The sequence below is a fragment of the Staphylococcus lugdunensis genome, from assembly GCF_002901705.1.
Classification (GTDB): domain Bacteria; phylum Bacillota; class Bacilli; order Staphylococcales; family Staphylococcaceae; genus Staphylococcus; species Staphylococcus lugdunensis.
Genome location: NZ_PPPV01000012.1, coordinates 764,372 through 785,531 on the forward strand (window position 1 = coordinate 764,372; position 21,160 = coordinate 785,531).

Sequence of the window (21,160 nt, forward strand, 5' to 3'; positions counted from 1 at the left end):
GACATTGACGTGTTAAAAGTTACAAATTTACGTTTGAAATATCCAAACGGAGAACGCAAAATTTTTGATCATCTTAATATTGAAATTAAAGACAAAGAAAAAGTGCTTTTACTAGGTCCATCTGGATCTGGTAAAAGCACCTTGCTTAATGTATTAAGTGGTATCGTACCCAATTTGATTGATTTGCCAATGAAATATGATGAGCTTGAAATCGACCCTCATAGTGGTGTGATTTTTCAAGACCCTGATACACAATTTTGTATGCCTAAAGTTTATGAAGAACTAGCGTTTGTTTTAGAAAATAAGCAAGTACCGCAACATGAGATGAATGCTCAAATTGAAGCTGCTTTGAACTCTGTAGACTTGAAAGTAACAGATCAAACATTTGTCAATCACTTAAGTGGTGGTATGAAACAAAAGCTTGCGATCGTAGAAACAATCCTTCAAGATGCAAGTACACTATTTTTAGACGAACCAACTGCGATGCTCGATGTCGAAGCAACTGCAGAACTATGGAATAAACTTATTGAACTATGGGCAGATCAAACTGTACTTATTGTCGAACATAAAGTTGAACATATTTGGAATCATGTCGATAGAGTAATACTTATGGATTATGAGGGACATATTATTGCAGATAACACTCCGGACTATGTATTAACACATTGTGAGGATTTATTAACTGAATTTGGCGTGTGGCATCCAAAAGCCTGGGAACATGCACCAACTCGACAACTGATATCAACAGAAAAATCTGAGCCACGCTTTAATTACAAAAATGGAGAAATTATCCGAGGAAAGAAAACATTAATTCAAATCCCTGAAATATCTATTGGTACAGGCGAATGGATAACGATAACTGGGAAAAACGGCACAGGTAAAACCTCATTAATAGAATCGATTCTTCAATTAATAAAGTATAAAGGCCAAATGTATTATAATGGCACAGTCATTAGTAAGATTAAACAAGCAGCCCAACATATGTATTTGGTATACCAAAATCCTGAATTACAATTTATTACCAATTCTGTTTATGATGAGATACATATTCATTATAATCACCAAGATCCACAAGTTGCAGATGATAGAACAAATGAACTACTTACATTGTTAAATTTAGACGCCGTCAAACAGCAACACCCTTTCGAACTTTCCATGGGCCAAAAACGACGTTTAAGTGTAGCAACTGCATTAAGTTCTAAAGCGGATATCATTTTACTAGATGAGCCGACATTTGGATTGGATAGTCATAATACTTTCCAACTTATTGAACGCTTCCAGCAACGCGTGAAGCGTGGGCAAACGATCGTTATGGTTACACATGACCCAGAAATCATCAAACGTTATCCTACACGTCGTTTACATGTGGAAAATGGACAACTTCTTGAAATGGCAGGTGTTACACATGTTTGAACGATGGAAAAAACGCTATACCTTCATGGATGATGTGAATATTATCACTAAATTACTTTTAGGTATTACCCTGTTTTTCTTTGTTATTTTTATTCACAATTTTGATTACATGCTTTATATTTCAGCATTAATGTTCATCTTTTTAATGCTTTTTAATGGTACTGAGTTAAAAATTACACTTGCTTTCTTATTTGCTACAATCTTATTTGCACTCATGTCATCATTATTTATGATTTTATATGGCAATGGCGAACATTTTATTTTTAAACTAGGAATTATTCAAATAAGTACAGAAAGTATTGTCAGAGGACTTCATATTTCATTGCGTACTATTACAGTTTCAATGTTTGGTATTCTTATTGCACTAACCTCTCAAATCGTCATGATTTTTTACAGTTTAATGCAACATTTAAAAATAAAACCGAAAATCGCTTATGCGTTTATGGCAGCTATTCGTATGGTACCTCTGATTATCTCATCACTTATTCAATTACGCCGTTCGTTAAAGATGCGTTATCAAATGATAGATAAGTCGAACTATAAAGGTTTAAAACGCTTTAAGCATTTATTAATTCCGATACTCAGTCAAAACATCCGTCGTGCCCATCAACTTTCAGTAGCTATGGAAACGAAAGGATTTAAAGATGGTCCCAGAACATATTACTACAATGCGCCATTTTCCTATAAGGATGTCTTATTAGTGCTTTGTTTTGTAGGTATTATCCTATTATCATTTTATTTATCAGCACACTTCCCTATTACAGGCATTCAAGATGCTCGCGTATCCGGGAAGCTTAGCTAAATATTGTTTGAGCGCTGGGACACAAATCCCAAAATAATAGCACAAAGATGGTTTGACATAAATCATCTTTGTGCTTCTTTATATTCAAAACACCATATTATACGATTTCGCATTCCTAGAGTGTTGTCTCAAACTGTTTATTTTATGAGGGAGCGGAACAGCATTCATTATGAATTCTAGTCCTGCCTCGGCAAGGTTGACTAGGATTGAAACAAGCTTGGTATCAGCGTATTTTCAGTCAACTCTTGACAAAATATATAGTTCATAGCCTAAAACATAATGATGTCCCAAACTGAATTCACATTATTAATCATTAATTTTCTTTAGCAATTGCTTTATTACCGATATCACGTCGGTAAAATAGATTGTCACTTTTTATGTGCTTGACCTTTTGGTATGCTTCATGTTGTGCCTGCTGTATTGTCTGACCTTCACCAATGGCTAAAATGACACGTCCGCCTGATGTCACGAAATCCGCTTCATCCTTTGTTAAACCACTTACAAAATAAGAATTATCTAAAGTAAACCCAGAAACTTTGTGCCCTTTAACATAAGTACCAGGGTAACCTTGTGAAGCCAACATTACTCCAACAACGAAACCTGGTTTCCATTGAACATGAATCGGTTCCTTATTTGCTAAAGCGATAATTTGCGCCATTAAATCACTTTCTAAATGTGCAAGTAATACTTGTGCTTCAGGATCACCAAAACGCGCATTAAATTCAATCACTTTTGGACCTTCAGAAGTTAGTATTGCACCAATATAGAGTAAACCAAAGTAATGATAGCCTTCCAGTTTCATTGCTTTGGCTATAGGTTGCGCAATATCTTTGTTGGTTTGACTTAGTACCTCTTCAGAAATATGTGGTACTGGGCAATAGGCACCCATACCCCCTGTATTAGGTCCTTTATCATTATCATAAGCACGCTTATGATCTTGCGCAATGCAATCAAACGGTACAGCATAATCACCATTAATAAAGGTCATTAATGAAAATTCTTCACCTTCTAAAAACGCTTCAAAGATAACTTTACCTTGCGCTTTGGGATACAGTTCTTCTACTGCTGCAATAGCATCTTTTCTAGTTTCCGCAATAATGACACCTTTACCTGCTGCTAAACCGTCTTTTTTAATGACTATCGGTAACTCACAATCTTTTACGTAAGTTAATGCTTCACTTTTACTATTTACTTCTTTATATTCTGCTGTTGGTATATGATATTTCTCCATTAATTGCTTAGCAAATAATTTTGAACCTTCAATTTGTGCAGCATCCTGATTGGGACCAAACACCTTAAATCCATGTTGTCTTAGTAAATCTGACAAGCCATCTATCAATGGTTGTTCAGGACCTATAATGATCCATTCAATTTGATGTGCTTGAGCAAATTTTAAAATTTGCTGGTGGTCACTTTCTGCAATATCTTTATGAATATCAGCAATTTGACTCATCGCATCATTTCCAGGTATCACATCTATATGATTGACAAGTGGTGACGTATTGAGCTTTGAGACTAATGCATGCTCTCTTCCGCCCGAACCAATAACTAGAATGTTCATATATTTCTCCCTTCCTATTAGTTTAATGTCTGAAATGACGAGTTCCTGTCATTACCATCGCTATACCATATTTGTTTGCCATGTCGATAGAATCTTGGTCTTTAATTGAACCACCTGGTTGTATTATTGCTTTAATGCCATGTTGCGCTGCTAATTCTACTGTATCTTCCATTGGAAAGAACCCATCTGATACCATCACCACATTATCATTGATTTCAATTGCACGTTCTAAAGCAATCTTTGCAGCACCTACACGATTCATTTGTCCAGCACCAATACCAACTGTTTGTTTGGAATTACTTAAGATGACCGCGTTACTTTTTACGGAAGGAATGACTTTCCAACCTAGCAGCATGGCATCCCATTGATCATCAGTAGGTACTGCATGCGTTACAACTTTCATATCCTCTTTTGTAATTTCATCATTATCTTTGTCTTGCACTAAGTAACCACCTGAAACAGAGACAAATTCTTCTTCACGTTTATCAATTGTCATAGCAATTTCTAATAACCGTATATTTTTCTTTTTTGTCAAAATATCTAAGGCTTCATCTGTAAATCTTGGCGCAATGACTACTTCTAAAAAGATAGCATGCAATGTCTCAGCTAATTCTGCAGTGACCGTTCTATTTAAAGCAATAATCCCTCCGAAAATGGATTGATTATCTGCATCGTAAGCATTTTTAAATGCGATTTCTATATTTTCACCAATTCCTACGCCACATGGGTTCATATGTTTAACAGCAACAGCAGCTGGCTCTTTAAATTTCTTTACTAATGATAAAGCAGAATCTGCATCTTTAATATTATTGAAACTTAATGCTTTACCATGTAACTGTTTCGCACCAGCAATGGTATGTTTACTACTTGATGTACGTACAAAACGTGCAGATTGTTGAGGATTTTCACCATATCTTAATTGTTCACTGGCTCCTTTAAAGAAACTAACAATCGCATGATCATATTCATTTGTATGAGCAAACACTTTTATCATTAATGCTTTACGAAAATTTTCGTCTAAACGATGCGCTTTAATACGCTCAATAACTTCATTGTAATCTGATGGATGAACAATCGTTGTTACATGTTTAAAGTTTTTTGCTGCGGCGCGTAACATGGTTGGCCCACCAATATCTATGTTTTCAATCGCTTCCTCTTCTGTAACATCTGGACGAGCTACGGTATTTTGAAAAGGATATAAATTAACAACAACCATATCGATTAAATCAATGTGCTGAGCTGCTAATTGTTCAAGATGTTCAGGTTTATCCCGATCGGCCAAGATACCTCCATGCACAGCAGGATGTAATGTTTTAACTCGTCCATCCATAATTTCAGGAAATTGAGTTAAATCAGAAACTGAGTTAACTTGAACGTTTGCTTCTTCTAGTACACGTTTAGTTCCACCGGTTGAATATAATTCATAGTCTAAATCACTTAATGCTTTAGCAAATTCCACAATGCCACTTTTATTTGAAACACTTAAAATTGCTTTTTTCATGATTAACTTAACTCCTTATTTAATAACCTTAGCTATAACACTAGGATAAAGTTCATATTCTAATTGTTTGACACGTTCTTCCAAATTTTCTTTGGTATCATCCGGTTTGATCTCGCATTGTTTTTGTTCAATAATTTCTCCCGTATCCATGCCACTATCGACATAATGAACTGTTGATCCTGTAACATTATCACCACTATTAAAAGCCTGACCAATAGCATCTTTCCCCTTATATTTTGGCAATAATGATGGATGAATATTTAAAATCTTACCTTCGTATGCGTCTAACAAATCAGGACCAATTAGCCTCATATAACCTGCGAGAATAATCCATTCAACTTCTTCACGCTCTAGTATACGAATCAAATGGTGTTCATAGGCAGATTTTGAGTCAAAATCTTTTGGTTCGTTGATATTAACTGCTACCTTTAACTGTTTTGCGCGTTCAATACAATACGCATCGTGATGATCAGTATAAAGTGAAGTAATTTCTATATTGTTGAGTTCTCCTTTATCCACTTTTAAAACAATATTTTCGAAATTACTGCCCGATCCAGAGGCAAAAATAGCTACCTTAGTCACTATTCTACCCCCTTGAGATAAATAGGCACATGTGCATCTTCTATAACATTGCCTATGTGATAAGCAGGGACATCGTGTTTTTTTAGGACATCTAGTGCTTTAGCAATGTCATCTTGACTAACGATGACCGTATACCCTATTCCCATATTAAAAATGTTATACATTTCATCCGTAGAAATTTGTCCTTGTTGTTGTAACCAGTCAAAAATAGGAGGTGTTGGGAATGTATTCACATCAATTTGCGCAGCTAAACCATCAGGTAACACTCTAGGAATATTTTCATAAAATCCACCACCAGTGATATGATTCATCCCCATGATTGTTACTTTATCTTTTAAATCAAGTATCGGTTTCACATAGAGTCGCGTAGGTGTTAAGAATGTATCTAAATATGTTTGACCATTGAAGTCATCGTATAAATCAATGTCAGTCTGTTTAATTAATTTACGTACTAAGCTATAACCATTTGAATGTATCCCACTAGAAGCTAAACCAATAATTGCATGACCTGCTTTTATATTTGAGCCATCAATGTATTCTGCTTTTTCAACAGCACCGACAGCAAAGCCAGCTAAGTCATACTCACCTTCATGATACATTTCTCCCATCTCCGCGGTTTCACCACCAATCAGTGCGGTATTTGTTTGTTGACATCCTTCGCTGACTCCTTTTACAATCTGCTCAATAACTTCTGGAACAACTTTATTTGCCGCAATATAATCTAAAAAATATAATGGTTCTGCTCCAGTTGTAAGAATGTCATTCACACACATGGCTACGGCATCAATTCCAATGGTGTCATGTCTGTCATAATCGATAGCTAACTTTAACTTTGTTCCTACACCGTCTGTACCTGACACAAGCATAGGCGCTGTCATCTGCAATTGTGATAAGTCAAATGTCGCACCAAAACCACCTAAGCCACCTAAGACTTCTTTTCGTAGTGTTCGCTTTACATGTGCTGACATTCTTTCTACTGCTTCATATCCTGCTTCTATATCTACTCCAGATTGTTCATAAGCTTTAGACATTTTTATTTCCCTCTCGATCATAATAGTGTTGGTGATTCTCGATATATGCTTTTTGTCGTGGGCTCAAGTGCTTAAAATAATTTTCTTCATAATCATACAAACCAGCTGGATAATCACCTGTAAAACTTTCTAAACATAGACCACTATATGGCGCATCATAGTCTAAGCCAATAGCTTCTATTAAACCATCAACGCTTAAATAGGCTAATGAGTCGGCACCTATATGGTCACAAATTTCTTCAGGTGATTTACTCGCTGAAATCAACTCAGCAGTAGTTGAAACATCAATACCATAAAAGCTTGGAAACATAAATTCTGGTGATGCGATCCTTACATGTACTTCTTTAGCACCGGAATCTTTGAGCATTTTGACTATACGTTTAATAGTTGTGCCACGTACAATTGAGTCATCGACTAAAATAATTTTTTTACCTTCTACAATGTCTTTGACAGCTGATAGTTTGACACGTACCCCTTGTTCTCTCAATTCTTGAGTTGGTTGGATGAACGTTCTAGCGACATATTGATTTTTAACTAATCCCATTTCATAAGGCAGCTGGCTTTCTTCAGCATAGCCACTAGCTGCTGATAATGATGAATTAGGTACACCAATAACCATATCTGCTTCTACAGGATTTTCTTGAGCTAATTTCTTTCCAGAAGCTTTACGAACTGCATGCACATTCTTACCAGCTATTGTAGAGTCTGGACGCGCAAAATAAATATATTCCATTGCTGAAATCGCAGTACTTGTGTGTTTTGTATATGATTTTATTTTTATACCTTCGTCATTGATAACGACATATTCTCCTGCGTGAACATCTTGGATAAATTCTCCACCTAAAACATCAATAGCGCATGTTTCACTTGCTAATATATAAGTTCCATCTTGCATTTTACCGACCGCTAATGGTCTAATGGCATTAGGATCAACTGCACCATATAAAGCATCCTTCGTCAAAATCGTAAAGGTAAAACCACCTTTAATTTGGCGTAGACTTTCTTTTAGTGCTTCTTCAAATGTTGGTGCTTTACTTCTACGAATTAAATGCATAATCACTTCAGTATCTGAAGACGAATGAAATATTGCCCCATGCTTTTCTAAGTATTGTCGTAATGATTGTGCGTTGATCAAATTTCCGTTATGACATACTGCAACGCTCATATCATAAAAATGATAGAGAAATGGTTGAATATTCTCGATACCTTTATTGCCTGATGTTGCATAACGTACATGACCTATAGCGTTACGACCTGTTTTTAATTGTTCCATTTGCACTTCTTTGATTGCTTCAGTTAACAGCCCTACACCACGTTCACCTTTTAATGTGTTACCATCTGTGACAACAATTCCAGCGCCTTCTTGACCGCGATGTTGTAAACTATGCAATCCCATATATGTCAATTGAGCTGCCTCTGCATGGTTCCAAATTCCAAATACGCCACACTCTTCGTTTAATCCACTGTAGTTAAACATTGCGCAATAGCTCCTTCCCATTGTGCTTTTATATCAGAAGCTCTCTTAGAAATTGATGTATGAGCAGCTGCAACATTAAATTCATCCGTATCTGTAAGTTGACCTATTTCAATTGCATGCTCAATATTTAATTCTTGTCCTGCTTTAACAGCAATCACATAACGTCCTTGCGTTTCACTGAATAACTGTGCATCTGAAAGATTTACTTTAGCTTTTAATCCAAGACTATAATGCGCACTGATTCTAGCGAGAGTAATTAACAATCCACCTTTGCCAACAGTCTGTACGTGTGAAGCCACACCATTTCTAATTGCCTTTTTAACGGCTTCACCCTTTGTCACTTCATCGCTTAAATCAATCGCTTCAAATTCATGATTCACTTTGCCGTATAACAATTTTTCAATTTGACTGCCACCGAAATCATCCCTAGTATCTCCAACTAAGTACAATTTATGTCCTGCTTGAGGATGGAAATCATTTAAATATTCGATATTTTCAATTAGCCCTACCACACCAACAACTGGTGTTGGAAAAATAGATGTACCACGTGTTTCGTTATAAAGCGAAACATTACCAGATACTACTGGTGTTTTTAAAATTTCACATGCTTCTGACATCCCTTTTGTTGAATCTATTAATTGTTGATAGATTTCTTTTTTCTCAGGAGAACCATAATTTAAGCAATCTGTCATTGCAAGTGGCGTGGCACCAACAGCAATTAAATTGCGATAGGCTTCTGCCACTACCATTTTTCCACCTTCATATGGTTGATTAAAGACATAACGTGCTTCGCCATCAATGGTAGAAGCAATCGCTTTTTGGGTACCTTCAACACGAACAACTGAAGCCTGTAAACCTGGTTTAATGATTGTATTGGCACCCACTTGTTGATCATATTGTTCATATAAATAATGTTTTGATGCAATTGTTGGATGTGTGAGTAACTGGTCAAATACCTCTTGAACATTGATAGAATTATAATCATTTTTAGAAGTATTATATGCCTTTTCTTCGCCTTCAAGCACATAAACAGGTGCTTCATCAGCTAGTGATTGCACTGGAATATCTGCAAATACTTCATCCTCATATTTAAGTATAAAACGGTCTGTATTTGTTACTTCACCAATAACAGCACTATCTAATTCATGTTTATCAAATAAATCTAAGAATTTTTGTTCCGTACCCTTTTCAACAACAAGTAACATTCTTTCTTGTGTTTCAGAAAGCATCATTTCATAAGGAGATATGCCAGGTTCTCTAGTCGGCACTTGGTCTAAATTTAATATTAAGCCACTGCCACCTTTAGCTGCCATTTCAGACGATGACGATGTTAATCCGGCTGCTCCCATATCTTGAATACCTACGAGCTCTTTGTATGTAATTGCTTCTAGGGTAGCTTCCATTAATTTCTTACCTACAAAAGGGTCGCCAATTTGAACTGAAGGACGTTTACTTTCACTTTCTTCCGTCAATTCTTCAGACGCAAACGTTGCACCATGAATACCATCACGACCTGTTTTCAAACCAACATATATAACTGAATTTCCTTCGCCTTTAGCCGTCCCTTTTTGAATCATATCATGGTCAATAATACCTACACACATCGCATTAACTAATGGATTGCCATCATAACGATCATCAAATTCAATTTCACCTGCAGTAGTAGGAATACCGATACAGTTACCATAGCCACCTATACCGCGAACGACCCCTTTTAGTAGTCGTTGATTTTGTTTCACTGATAATTCACCAAAACGCAAACTGTTTAATAAATTAATAGGTCGTGCACCTATTGACACAATGTCACGAATAATCCCACCTACGCCAGTTGCTGCACCTTGATATGGTTCAATTGCTGAAGGGTGATTATGTGATTCAACTTTAAAAACGACCGCTTGGTTATCACCAATATCAACTACACCAGCACCTTCACCTGGTCCCATCAATATACGCTCACCTGTAGTGGGAAATTGTTTTAAAAATGGTTTAGAATGTTTATATGAACAATGTTCACTCCACATAACAGAAAATATACCTACTTCAGTAAAGTTTGGTTCTCTACCTAGAACATCACAAACTTTAGTGTACTCAGCATCACTTAAACCCATATCTTGATATAATTTTTCAACTTTAATTTCTTCAATACTAGGTTCAATAAACTTAGACATGTTGTTCCCTCCAACTATTAACCATTGCTTCGAATAATTTTACGCCACTATCAGTACCAAGAATTGTTTCAAGTGCACGTTCTGGATGAGGCATCATACCACACACATTCCCTTCTTTATTCACGATGCCAGCAATATCTTTATATGAGCCATTAGGATTGTCTTGATACGTTAATATGATTTGGTTATTGGTTACTAATTCTTCATATATGTCATCAGTGCAATAATAGTGCCCTTCACCATGTGCTACTGGATATACTACGAGATCATTGTTTTCATATAAGTTAGTAAAAGGCGTTTGATTATTAACAATTTTTAAGGTTTCATTTCTACTAATAAATAAATGGGAATCGTTATGAAGTAAAGCTCCTGGTAATAAGCCAATTTCAGTTAAAATTTGAAAACCATTGCATACACCTAATACTGGTTTACCTTCACTTGCTAAACGTTTAACTTCATCAATTACTGGGGCTACGCTAGCCATGGCGCCTGAGCGCAAATAATCTCCAAATGAAAATCCTCCTGGTATAAGTACACCATCAAAACCTTCAAGTGATGTCTCACGATAATCTACATATTCAGCTTCAGCACCTGTTTTAATCGCCGCGTTATACATATCTCTATCACAATTAGAACCAGGGAATACGAGAACTGCAAATTTCATATCATGCATTCTCCTTTTCATCAACGATTTTATAGCTGTATTCTTCAATGACTGTATTGGCAAATAACTTTTCACTAAGCGTTGTAATGATGTTATCAACTGCTTCATCCGTAGCTTCATCAACAGACATATATAATACTTTGCCGACGCGGATATCATTGACTTGCGTATAACCTAAGTCATGTACAGCACGATTTAATGCTTGACCTTGAGTATCTAATACTTGTGGTTGTAAAGTAATATGAAGTTCAATCGTTTTCATTATTTAACTTCCTCCAATTTATTTAAAAATGTTTGATATGTGTCAATCAGTGAGCCTGTTTCATTTCTGTATACATCTTTGTCAAAATTCGTACCTGAATCCTTGTCCCATATACGACAAGTGTCTGGTGAAATTTCATCTGCTAATAAAATTTTTCCATCTTGTGTTTTTCCAAATTCTATTTTGAAATCCACAAGCTGTAAATCCATTTCATCCATAAGTTGTATCAGTACATGATTGATATCCTTAGCCATTTGTTTTAATGTTTGTATTTCTTCATCGTTGGCAATGTTTAATAGTTTGACATGGTCATCAGTAATTAGCGGATCATTTAAGTCATCATTTTTATAAAAAAATTCAACTAGTGGTTCGTTAAATTGATATCCTTTATCTAAACCTAAGCGTTTCGTGATGGAGCCCGCTGCAACGTTACGAACAACAACTTCTAATGGAATAATCTTTACTTCTTTAACTAATTGTTCTGTCTCAGATAATTGTTTAATAAAATGACTCTCTATACCTTTATGGCTTAAATAATCAAATATAATAGATGTAATTTGATTGTTTAAGCGACCTTTGCCTTTCATGGTATCTTTTTTCGCACCATTGCCAGCCGTTACTTCATCTTTATACTCAACACGCAATTGATTTTCTACTTCAGTAGAAAATACTCTTTTTGCTTTACCTTCATATAATAATGCCATTTATAACTCTCTCCCTTCGAATTGTTTAAGCATGGTAGCTTCAGTGGCATTTACATCATCTGTTAGTATCGTCATGTGACCCATCTTGCGATCTGGTTTACGTTCAGCTTTGCCATAAATATGAACATGCCATTCTGGATGTTGACCAAAATCGTCTTCTAATAAATCTAAATCTCGACCAAGTAAATTCATCATAACGGCAGGCTTTAGCAGTTCTATAGTCTGAGGTAATGTCTGACCAGTTATCGCAAGAATATGCGTATCGAATTGAGAATAATCACATGCTTCAATAGAATAGTGACCTGAATTATGTGGCCTTGGTGCAATTTCATTAACATATAATTGATTTTGTTTATCGATAAAGAATTCCACTGTAAACGTGCCAACAAAATGTACAGTATCGATGATTTTGTTTACTTCTATTCTTGCTAGTTGTTCTTTGTCACTGCGTGCTGGAACAATTGTTTTAAATAATATTTGATTGCGATGTTCATTTTCTTGTAATGGGAAATACGTCGTTTGTTTTTGATTACCGATTGTGACAGTTAATGATACTTCGCGTTCAATGTCGAGGTATTGCTCAGCTACACATTCTTGTTGCGCAATAAGCTGTTTGGCTTCTTCTATCGCCGTATGATCTTTAACTAAAATTTGTCCTTTCCCGTCGTAACCACCAAATCGTGTTTTGATGATAAAAGGATAGCCTAACTCTTCTATGGCATTGTATAAATCATCTATATTGTTTATTGATAAAAATGGAACAATATGAGCCCCGGCTCGCTCTAATGTTTGTTTTTCGGTTAGTCGATCTTGAAGTAATTCTATTGCTTGGTAACCTTGAGGAATATTAAATTGTTCAGATAACGTCTTTAATTGTTGTGCTGAGATATTTTCAAATTCATACGTAATGACATCTGATTTTTCACCAAGTTCTTGTAAAGCTTGTGTATCATCATAGGCAGCAGTGATAAACTCATTAGCAATATGATGGCATGGGCAATCTGTATTTGGATCTAAACAAATAACTTTAAAACCCATTTTTTGAGCAGATTGGGTCATCATTTTTCCTAACTGTCCACCACCAATAATGCCTATAGTGTCGCCAAACTTTAACTTATTGAAGCTCATGCTGCATGTCCCCTACTTTCTTAACGAGTGTTTTTTCATAATTTTCTAACTTTTCAAGTACTGACTTGTGACTGATACTTAGAATTCTCGCAGCTAAAATACCCGCATTTTTAGCACCAGATTTCCCTATAGCTGTTGTAGCAACAGGAATACCTCCTGGCATTTGAACAATTGACAATAGCGAATCTAGTCCTTTTAAGCTTTTTGATTCGATTGGCACACCAATCACCGGTAAGGTTGTCATTGATGCTACCATACCCGGTAAATGCGCTGCACCACCAGCTCCCGCAATAATGATATCGTAATCATTAGCGCGCGCTTGGTTTGCGAAATCGTACATTAATTTTGGTGTACGATGTGCCGAAACAACTTTCTTATCAAACGGAATACCAAATTCTTCTAACATCGCACAACTTTCTTGCATAATCTTCCAATCTGAAGAACTACCCATAATGACTGCTACTTTCAATTTGTACACCCTTTCAAAAGTTTGAAATATAGAGACGATTAGTTGTATATTACAGATATAGCATAACAATCATTGAAGTCTTTTTCAATCAAAAATCGAACTTTAATTCGATTTTTACAATTAATTTACGTCTTTTGGCACAAAAACGACGTGATTAATCGTTTAAAGTTAAGCTATAACTATGTTTGAGTAAACAAGGAGGAATTTTTTGTGGTTGCAAAAATTTTAGATGGGAAACAAATTGCTAAAGATTACAGACAAGGCTTGAAAGATCAAGTTGAGCAATTAAAAGAGCAAGGTTATACTCCAAAACTATCTGTGATTTTAGTAGGTAATGACGGTGCAAGCCAAAGTTATGTTAATTCAAAAAAGAAAGCTGCCGAAAAAATTGGTATGATTTCTGAAATCGTACATTTAGCTGAAGATACGTCTGAAGAAGATGTATTAAAAGAACTTGACCGTTTAAATAATGATGATTCAGTCAGTGGCATTCTTGTCCAAGTGCCGCTTCCAAAACAAGTAAGCGAACAAAAAGTATTAGAAGCAATCAATCCTGATAAAGATGTTGATGGTTTCCACCCGTCAAATATAGGCAAACTATATATTGATGAGCAAACTTTTGTACCTTGTACACCACTGGGCATTATGGAAATCTTAAAACATGCCGATATAGATTTAGAAGGCAAAAATGCTGTAGTGATTGGCCGCAGCCATATTGTAGGACAACCGGTATCTAAGCTATTATTACAAGCGAACGCAACAGTAACTATTCTACATTCTCGTACTAAAGATATGCATGCACACCTTAAAGAAGCAGATGTCATTGTCAGTGCAGTCGGAAAGCCAGGACTCGTCACAAAAGAAGATGTTAAAGAAGGTGCTGTCATTGTTGATGTCGGTAATACTCCTGATGAAAACGGTAAACTTAAGGGAGATGTCGACTATGAAGCTGTAAAAGAAGTTGCAGGAGCGATAACACCTGTTCCTGGAGGCGTAGGCCCATTAACAATTACAATGGTATTAAATAATACATTATTAGCCGAAAAACTTCGTCGTGGCATTCAATAATTAGTACTCAAATTATAGAAAAGGCTGGGACATAAATCTCAGAAAAATAGCACTCAGATGAATTGAATTCAACTCATCTGAGTGTTTCTTTTTATTCAATACTTCGTATTGTTGGCTCGCTTTCTTAGGGGACAGCTTCAGCCACCCCAACAAAGAGAAATGCTTTTCGCATTTCTCTTTGTTGGGGCCCCTGTCTTCAGCTTGTCCTGTTCCCTCAAGAGTCTCGCCAAAATACGTCATATTTATATCTTAGCAAGGCGTTTTCTAGATCGTTTTTATCCAATATTATACTTCAACACTTAATTTAGGCACAAATGTTTCAAAATGAATCTGACTTTCATTTACACCCATTTCTCTTAACATACTAATCATTGATTGTAAAAATTTAGTACCTCCACAAACATATACTGCAGTTTGTTCATCAATATGTTGTACTAAATCAGCTTGTTTTAAATATCCTTGCACTGAGCGATCATATAATTCATAGCTTGCATCTGTAGCATTATCACTATACTGAGATAATATATTAACAAATGGCGTATCATCAGTATCTGCAGTTACTTGAATAAAATGTGATTGTTTATCATTATCGATTACTTGTTTAAACATTGGAACGAGCGGTGTTACACCAATACCTGCACCTAAAAACAAATGTTTGTCTCTGTTATTATCTACTTTAAATGGTCCCACCGGCGCGGAGAGATTAATATCGTCCCCTTCATGCAGTTCATCATGCAAAATAGTAGACACTTCACCTTCATGGTGGGTAGAAACATCTCTTTTAACTGCAAAGGTTAAATGCTGTGGTGTTCCAGCTACAATTGAATAATGACGTTTAGCTCGGTAAGGCATTTTATCACTTGAGACATCGACCGTAATATATTCACCAGGTTCAAAGCGACTTAAATCATATTGCGATGATTCAACAGTAAATGCTTTAATATCGGAAGATAATTCTTCAATTTTAACAATTTTAAATGGTTGAAAGCCTTCCCATAACATATGACTGTATATCTCTTGCTCTACATCAATAAATACTTGTGCTATTTCTCGATAAGCATTTTTCCATGTTTGTATGATTGGACTACTATCATCAAGTCCGACAACATCTTTAATAGCAGCAATTAAATTTTCTCCTACAATATCATATCCTGCTGGTGGTACTTGTAAAGCACAATGTTTATAAGCAATTTCTTTTACCACTGGCATAATCCGTTCTAAATGTTCTATATTAATAGCTGCTGCTAATACACTTTGTGCTAACGCTGTGGATTGAAATCCTTTTTGTTGATTGGTTTGGTTAAACATATTTTTTAACTCTGGATGTTGCTTAAACATTCTGTTATAAAAGTTTGATGTAATTTCTGTTCCTTTTTCTTGCAATACGGGTACTGTTTGTTGAACAATATCCATTTCTTTCTCAGTTAACATAACTTCAACTCCCTTAATGATACAAACTTATTTCCACTTTTTATTCTAAACCTTAGATTGGACCTAATTCACTATTATGCAAAATAATTCACAAATTAGTCATTTTACAAAACCTTAATAAATATTTTTCTAGATGTTTATTTAATTTAAATTTTATTTATTGTATATTAGGACTATAGTACGATGAATTATAAAAACTAAACGTGTATAGTGAAGATAAATAGATAGACGACTTAATGACTCGGAGGTAAACAAAATATGAATAAACTAATACAGTCACTTTCAGCGCTTGGTGTCTCCGCTACCCTTGTTACCCCAAATTTAAGTGCAGAAGCAACTACTAACCACGCACCCGAATTAAAGGGAGTAAATGATATAGTTATTGAAAAAGGACAACAATACCATCCTTTGAAAGGTATACGCGCGTATGATAAAGAGGATGGAGATTTAACACATAAAATTCAAGTTGACGGCCATGTTGACACAACAAAAGCAGGAAAATATAAAGTTAAATATGAAGTCGTTGATTCGGATGGCGCACTTGAAACTTCAACCCGATATATCGAAGTTAAATAATAGATACATAGACAGAGCGTTTTAACTCTGTCTTTTTTAATATTCTGGAAACCGCTTAACCCCTACAAATGATAACCGTTCTCAACTATTCCCTTGATCTGCTATTCTTCCCGCTAAAATATTAGGTTTCACAGAATGGACACATAATTTTAACAAATCTCGGACTTCCCGCCACAACTCACATTATTAGTCTTTCCCTACATATAATTTTAATTTTTTTCTTATAGGTACTTGTAAATATTGCGTAATAAACTAAAATTAATGATAAGCCCTACATTTGTAGTATTAGGAGGTCAAAAAAGTGTCAAAATTTAAGTCTTTGCTTCTAATGTTTGGGACACTGGTATTGCTTAGTGGTTGTTCCAATTTAGAAGTTTTTAATGCAAAAGGGCCAGTAGCAAGTAGTCAGAAGTTCTTGATTATCTACTCAATCGTCTTCATGCTTGTTATTGTTGCTGTTGTACTTACGATGTTCGCCGTTTTTATCTTTAAGTACAGTTATAATAAAAATGACGAATCTGGTAAGATGCACCACAATGGTTTAATTGAAACTATTTGGTTTGTGGTACCAATCTTAATCGTAACTGCTTTAGCTATTCCAACAGTTAAAACTTTATACGATTACGAAAAACCACCTCAAAAGGACAAAGATCCTATTACAATCTACGCAGTAAGTGCTGGATATAAATGGTTCTTTGCTTATCCAGATCAGAAGGTCGAAACGGTGAATACATTAACTATTCCTAAAGACCGTCCGGTAACATTCAAGCTTCAAGCGATGGATACCATGACAAGTTTCTGGATTCCACAATTGGGTGGTCAAAAATATGCCATGACTGGCATGACTATGGATTGGACTTTAACAGCCGATCAATTAGGTACTTTCAGAGGACGTAACTCTAACTTCAATGGTGAAGGTTTCTCACGTCAAACATTTAAAGTTCACTCTGTAAGTGAAAAAGATTTTGATTCATGGGTTAAAGAAGCACACAGTAAGAAAACGTTAGATCAAGATACCTTTGATAAACAACTCTTACCAAGTACTTCTAATAAAGAACTCACATTCAATGGTACACATATGGCATTTGTTGACCCTGCAGCTGATCCAGAATACATCTTCTATGCTTATAAACGTTTTAATTTCGAGCTAAAAGATCCTAACTTCACAGATGAAAAAGATCTTTACAAAGATGTAACTGATAAACCAATCAAGCCTGCACGTAAAGTTAAAGTTACAAATGCTAACTATGCACGTCATGGAATGAAACCTATGATTCTTGGCAACGATGATCCTTATGAAGGTAAATTTAAGGATGAAGAAAAACACAATCATAAGGAAATGGAAAAAATCTCAAAATCTGCTAAAGACGAAAATGCGTCTAAGCACGATGATGATCATGGAGGTGGACATTAATGAATTTTCCATGGGATCAATTACTAGTTAAAGGTAACTGGATGATTACAGCTGCACAAATTGGTGCACCATTCTTAGTCATCGCTGTTATTGCGGTAATTACTTATTTCAAATTATGGAAATATCTATACACTGAATGGTTCACATCCGTAGACCATAAAAAAATCGGCTTAATGTATTTAATCTGTGCAGTATTAATGTTCGTTCGTGGTGGTATTGATGCACTGTTAATTCGTACGCAATTAACTGTACCAGACAACAAGTTCTTAGAATCAAACCACTATAATGAAATTTTTAGTACACACGGTGTTATCATGATTATCTTTATGGCTATGCCATTTGTGTTCGGTTTATGGAATGTTGTTATTCCATTACAAATTGGTGCGCGTGATGTAGCCTTCCCAGTTATGAATAACATTAGTTTCTGGTTATTCTTTGCTGGTATGATTTTATTCAACTTATCATTTATTATTGGTGGTTCACCAGCTGCTGGTTGGACAAACTATGCACCACTAGCTGGCGAATTCAGTCCTGGTCCAGGTGTAAACTACTATTTGATTGCAATTCAGCTATCGGGTATTGGTACACTGATGACCGGTATCAACTTCTTCGTTACAATTCTTAGAGCGAAGACGCCAACAATGAAATTTATGCAAATGCCAATGTTCTCAGTGACAGCATTTGTTACAACATTAATTATCATTTTGGCATTCCCAGTATTCACTGTTGTATTAGCGTTAATGACAGCTGATAGAATCTTTGGAACACACTTCTTTACCGTTGCAGACGGCGGTATGCCTATGTTATGGGCAAACTTCTTCTGGGTATGGGGGCACCCTGAAGTATATATCGTTATTTTACCTGCATTTGGTATTTACTCTGAAATTATCCCAACATTTGCTCGTAAACGTTTATTCGGACATCAAAGTATGGTTTGGGCAACTGCTGGTATCGCATTCTTGAGTTTCTTAGTTTGGGTTCACCATTTCTTCACAATGGGTAATGGTGCATTAATCAACTCATTCTTCTCAATCTCAACAATGCTAATTGGTGTACCAACCGGTGTAAAACTATTTAACTGGTTATTAACACTATACAAAGGTCGAATTACTTTCGAGTCACCGATGTTATTCTCATTAGCATTTATTCCTAACTTCCTATTAGGTGGGGTTACTGGTGTAATGTTAGCGATGGCATCAGCTGACTATCAATATCACAACACTTATTTCTTAGTAGCTCACTTCCACTATACATTGGTTACTGGTGTAGTATTTGCCTGCTTAGCTGGTTTAATATTCTGGTATCCTAAGATGATGGGTTACAAATTAAATGAAACATTAAACAAATGGTGTTTCTGGTTGTTCATGATTGGATTTAACGTTTGTTTCTTACCACAATTCATTCTTGGACTAGATGGTATGCCACGTCGTTTATACACGTATATGCCTTCAGATGGCTGGTTTTTACTAAACTTCATCTCAACAATCGGTGCCCTATTAATGACAGTAGGTTTCTTATTCCTTGTTGTTAGCATCGTTTATAGCCATATTAAAGCACCTCGTGAAGCAACTGGTGATAACTGGGATGGTCTTGGTCGTACATTAGAGTGGTCTACTGCTTCAGCTATTCCACCTAAATACAACTTTGCAATCACTCCAGACTGGAATGACTATGATACATTTGTTGATATGAAAGAACATGGTCGTCACTACTTAGACAACCATAATTACAAAGACATTCACATGCCTAACAATACACACACTGGTTTCTGGATGTGTATTTTCATGACTATCGGTGGTTTCTTCTTAATCTTCGAAACAATCATCCCTGCCCTAATCTGTTTAGTAGGTGTATTTGGTACGATGATTTATCAAAGTTTCGTTCAAGATCACGGATATCATATTCCAGCTTCTGAAGTTGCTGAAAATGAAGCTCGCTTAAGAGAAGCACGAATTAAAGAAAGGGAGGCTGTAAGTCATGAGTCATGATGTAAAAACTATTGATGCACGTACGCATGAAGGTGAACTAAATAAACTTGGCTTTTGGATTTTCCTTACAGCCGAATTTGCCTTATTTGGTACACTATTTGCAACGTTATTAACGTTACAACATGGTGGCGATTATGCAGGTAAATTGACAACTGATTTATTCGAGTTAAAACTCGTATTGATTATGACATTTGCCTTGTTATTAAGTTCTTACACATGTGGTATTGCAATTTACTATATGCGTAAAGAAAAGCAAAACTTAATGATGTTATGGATGATTATTACACTTGCATTAGGCCTTGTATTCGTTGGATTTGAAATATACGAATTCGCGCACTATGCTAGCGAAGGTGTAAATCCAACAATCGGTTCGTTCTGGTCAAGTTTCTTCATCCTCTTAGGTACTCATGGTGCCCACGTTTCGTTAGGTATTGTTTGGATCATTTGCTTATTAATCCAAGTAGCAACTCGTGGATTGAATAAATACAATGCTCCTAAGTTATTCATTGTAAGTTTATACTGGCACTTCTTAGATGTTGTTTGGATCTTCATCTTCACTGCCGTATATATGATAGGGATGGTGTATAGCGGATGAATACAATCGTAAAACATACAATCGGATTTATTGCTTCTATCGTATTAACGCTTTTAGCAGTGTTTGTAACTCTATACACAACATTGACTTTCCATGCTAAAGTTACAATCATCTTTGGATTTGCATTTATCCAAGCTGCCCTTCAATTATTAATGTTTATGCATTTAACTGAAGGTAAAGATGGACAAGTTCAATCATTCAAAGTTATTTTTGCCATTATCATCACCCTTGTTACTGTTATCGGTACGTACTGGGTAATGCAAGGTGGACACTCACACCACTTATAATGCGCTACTAACTTATGAATGTAAGTGAAAACCAGCTAT

Annotated in this window: 21 protein-coding genes; 9 read left to right on the plus strand and 12 right to left on the minus strand. The window is 35.7% G+C overall.

Going from position 1 to position 21,160, the window contains the following annotated elements:
* Window positions 1–9: 9 nt before the first annotated feature.
* Window positions 10–1,413, plus strand: a complete 1,404-nt coding sequence (locus tag CD041_RS04360; RefSeq protein ID WP_070647957.1) for an ABC transporter ATP-binding protein — start codon at window positions 10–12, stop codon at window positions 1,411–1,413.
* Window positions 1,406–2,215 carry an energy-coupling factor transporter transmembrane component T family protein gene (locus tag CD041_RS04365; protein ID WP_070647956.1) on the plus strand — a complete coding sequence of 270 codons (810 nt, stop codon included), beginning with the start codon at window positions 1,406–1,408 and terminating at the stop codon, window positions 2,213–2,215. Before CD041_RS04360 ends, CD041_RS04365 begins: the two co-directional genes overlap by 8 nt.
* Window positions 2,216–2,528: 313 nt before the next feature.
* Here CD041_RS04365 and purD read toward each other — a convergent pair whose 3' ends face one another.
* The 11 genes from purD to purE are packed head-to-tail and all read right to left on the minus strand — an operon-like array spanning window position 2,529 to window position 13,762.
* Window positions 2,529–3,776, minus strand: a complete 1,248-nt coding sequence (gene purD / locus CD041_RS04370; RefSeq protein WP_080606600.1) for a phosphoribosylamine--glycine ligase — start codon at window positions 3,774–3,776, stop codon at window positions 2,529–2,531.
* Window positions 3,777–3,798: 22 nt separating this feature from the next.
* A complete protein-coding gene (gene purH, locus CD041_RS04375; protein ID WP_070647955.1) occupies window positions 3,799–5,277 on the minus strand; it encodes a bifunctional phosphoribosylaminoimidazolecarboxamide formyltransferase/IMP cyclohydrolase in 1,479 nt (492 codons plus the stop codon).
* Window positions 5,278–5,292: 15 nt separating this feature from the next.
* Window positions 5,293–5,859 (minus strand): phosphoribosylglycinamide formyltransferase, encoded by a 567-nt coding sequence (gene purN, locus CD041_RS04380; protein WP_037545988.1) that lies wholly within the window; start codon window positions 5,857–5,859, stop codon window positions 5,293–5,295.
* The gene (gene purM, locus CD041_RS04385; RefSeq protein ID WP_070647954.1) at window positions 5,859–6,890 is read right to left on the minus strand and encodes a phosphoribosylformylglycinamidine cyclo-ligase; all 1,032 of its coding nucleotides are present in this window, start codon (window positions 6,888–6,890) and stop codon (window positions 5,859–5,861) included. Before purM ends, purN begins: the two co-directional genes overlap by 1 nt.
* Window positions 6,883–8,367: an amidophosphoribosyltransferase gene (gene purF / locus CD041_RS04390; protein WP_002459448.1), complete on the minus strand. Its 1,485-nt coding sequence runs from the start codon at window positions 8,365–8,367 to the stop codon at window positions 6,883–6,885. The genes purM and purF overlap by 8 nt, the downstream gene beginning before the upstream one ends.
* Complete coding sequence (gene purL, locus CD041_RS04395) at window positions 8,346–10,535, minus strand: phosphoribosylformylglycinamidine synthase subunit PurL (RefSeq protein WP_080606601.1); 2,190 nt, start codon at window positions 10,533–10,535, stop codon at window positions 8,346–8,348. Before purL ends, purF begins: the two co-directional genes overlap by 22 nt.
* A complete protein-coding gene (purQ, locus tag CD041_RS04400; protein WP_002478380.1) occupies window positions 10,528–11,199 on the minus strand; it encodes a phosphoribosylformylglycinamidine synthase I in 672 nt (223 codons plus the stop codon). Before purQ ends, purL begins: the two co-directional genes overlap by 8 nt.
* 1 nt (window position 11,200) lies before the next feature.
* On the minus strand, window positions 11,201–11,461 hold the full coding sequence (gene purS, locus CD041_RS04405) for a phosphoribosylformylglycinamidine synthase subunit PurS (RefSeq protein ID WP_002459451.1): 261 nt from the start codon (window positions 11,459–11,461) through the stop codon (window positions 11,201–11,203).
* A complete protein-coding gene (gene purC / locus CD041_RS04410; protein ID WP_002478381.1) occupies window positions 11,461–12,165 on the minus strand; it encodes a phosphoribosylaminoimidazolesuccinocarboxamide synthase in 705 nt (234 codons plus the stop codon). Before purC ends, purS begins: the two co-directional genes overlap by 1 nt.
* Window positions 12,166–13,293, minus strand: coding sequence for a 5-(carboxyamino)imidazole ribonucleotide synthase (purK, locus tag CD041_RS04415; RefSeq protein WP_002478382.1), 1,128 nt, complete (start codon window positions 13,291–13,293; stop codon window positions 12,166–12,168).
* Entirely contained in the window at window positions 13,280–13,762 is a 483-nt protein-coding gene (purE, locus tag CD041_RS04420) for a 5-(carboxyamino)imidazole ribonucleotide mutase (protein ID WP_002478383.1), read from the minus strand. Before purE ends, purK begins: the two co-directional genes overlap by 14 nt.
* 210 nt (window positions 13,763–13,972) lie before the next feature.
* On the opposite strand from purE, the gene folD reads away from it, so the two are divergent.
* Together folD and CD041_RS12290 are read left to right on the plus strand one after the other, a co-directional pair.
* Window positions 13,973–14,830 (plus strand): bifunctional methylenetetrahydrofolate dehydrogenase/methenyltetrahydrofolate cyclohydrolase FolD, encoded by an 858-nt coding sequence (gene folD, locus CD041_RS04425; protein WP_002478384.1) that lies wholly within the window; start codon window positions 13,973–13,975, stop codon window positions 14,828–14,830.
* Window positions 14,831–14,911: 81 nt separating this feature from the next.
* Window positions 14,912–15,133: a hypothetical protein gene (locus CD041_RS12290; protein ID WP_225306461.1), complete on the plus strand. Its 222-nt coding sequence runs from the start codon at window positions 14,912–14,914 to the stop codon at window positions 15,131–15,133.
* On the opposite strand, the gene CD041_RS04435 is transcribed toward CD041_RS12290, so the two are convergent.
* Window positions 15,116–16,261, minus strand: coding sequence for a globin domain-containing protein (locus tag CD041_RS04435; RefSeq protein WP_002478385.1), 1,146 nt, complete (start codon window positions 16,259–16,261; stop codon window positions 15,116–15,118). The two genes, CD041_RS12290 and CD041_RS04435, sit on opposite strands and share 18 nt — an antisense overlap.
* Window positions 16,262–16,519: 258 nt before the next feature.
* Here CD041_RS04435 and CD041_RS04440 point away from each other — a divergent pair, with 258 nt between their 5' ends.
* The 5 genes from CD041_RS04440 (at window position 16,520) to qoxD (ending at window position 21,121) form a co-directional block, all read left to right on the plus strand.
* On the plus strand, window positions 16,520–16,837 hold the full coding sequence (locus tag CD041_RS04440; protein ID WP_002459457.1) for a DUF5011 domain-containing protein: 318 nt from the start codon (window positions 16,520–16,522) through the stop codon (window positions 16,835–16,837).
* Window positions 16,838–17,138: 301 nt separating this feature from the next.
* Window positions 17,139–18,251 (plus strand): cytochrome aa3 quinol oxidase subunit II, encoded by a 1,113-nt coding sequence (gene qoxA / locus CD041_RS04445; protein ID WP_002478386.1) that lies wholly within the window; start codon window positions 17,139–17,141, stop codon window positions 18,249–18,251.
* On the plus strand, window positions 18,251–20,239 hold the full coding sequence (gene qoxB, locus CD041_RS04450) for a cytochrome aa3 quinol oxidase subunit I (RefSeq protein ID WP_002459459.1): 1,989 nt from the start codon (window positions 18,251–18,253) through the stop codon (window positions 20,237–20,239). Before qoxA ends, qoxB begins: the two co-directional genes overlap by 1 nt.
* Window positions 20,229–20,834 carry a cytochrome aa3 quinol oxidase subunit III gene (gene qoxC, locus CD041_RS04455; protein ID WP_002459460.1) on the plus strand — a complete coding sequence of 202 codons (606 nt, stop codon included), beginning with the start codon at window positions 20,229–20,231 and terminating at the stop codon, window positions 20,832–20,834. The genes qoxB and qoxC overlap by 11 nt, the downstream gene beginning before the upstream one ends.
* Window positions 20,831–21,121, plus strand: a complete 291-nt coding sequence (qoxD, locus tag CD041_RS04460) for a cytochrome aa3 quinol oxidase subunit IV (RefSeq protein WP_002459461.1) — start codon at window positions 20,831–20,833, stop codon at window positions 21,119–21,121. The genes qoxC and qoxD overlap by 4 nt, the downstream gene beginning before the upstream one ends.
* The last annotated feature ends 39 nt before the right edge of the window (window positions 21,122–21,160 follow it).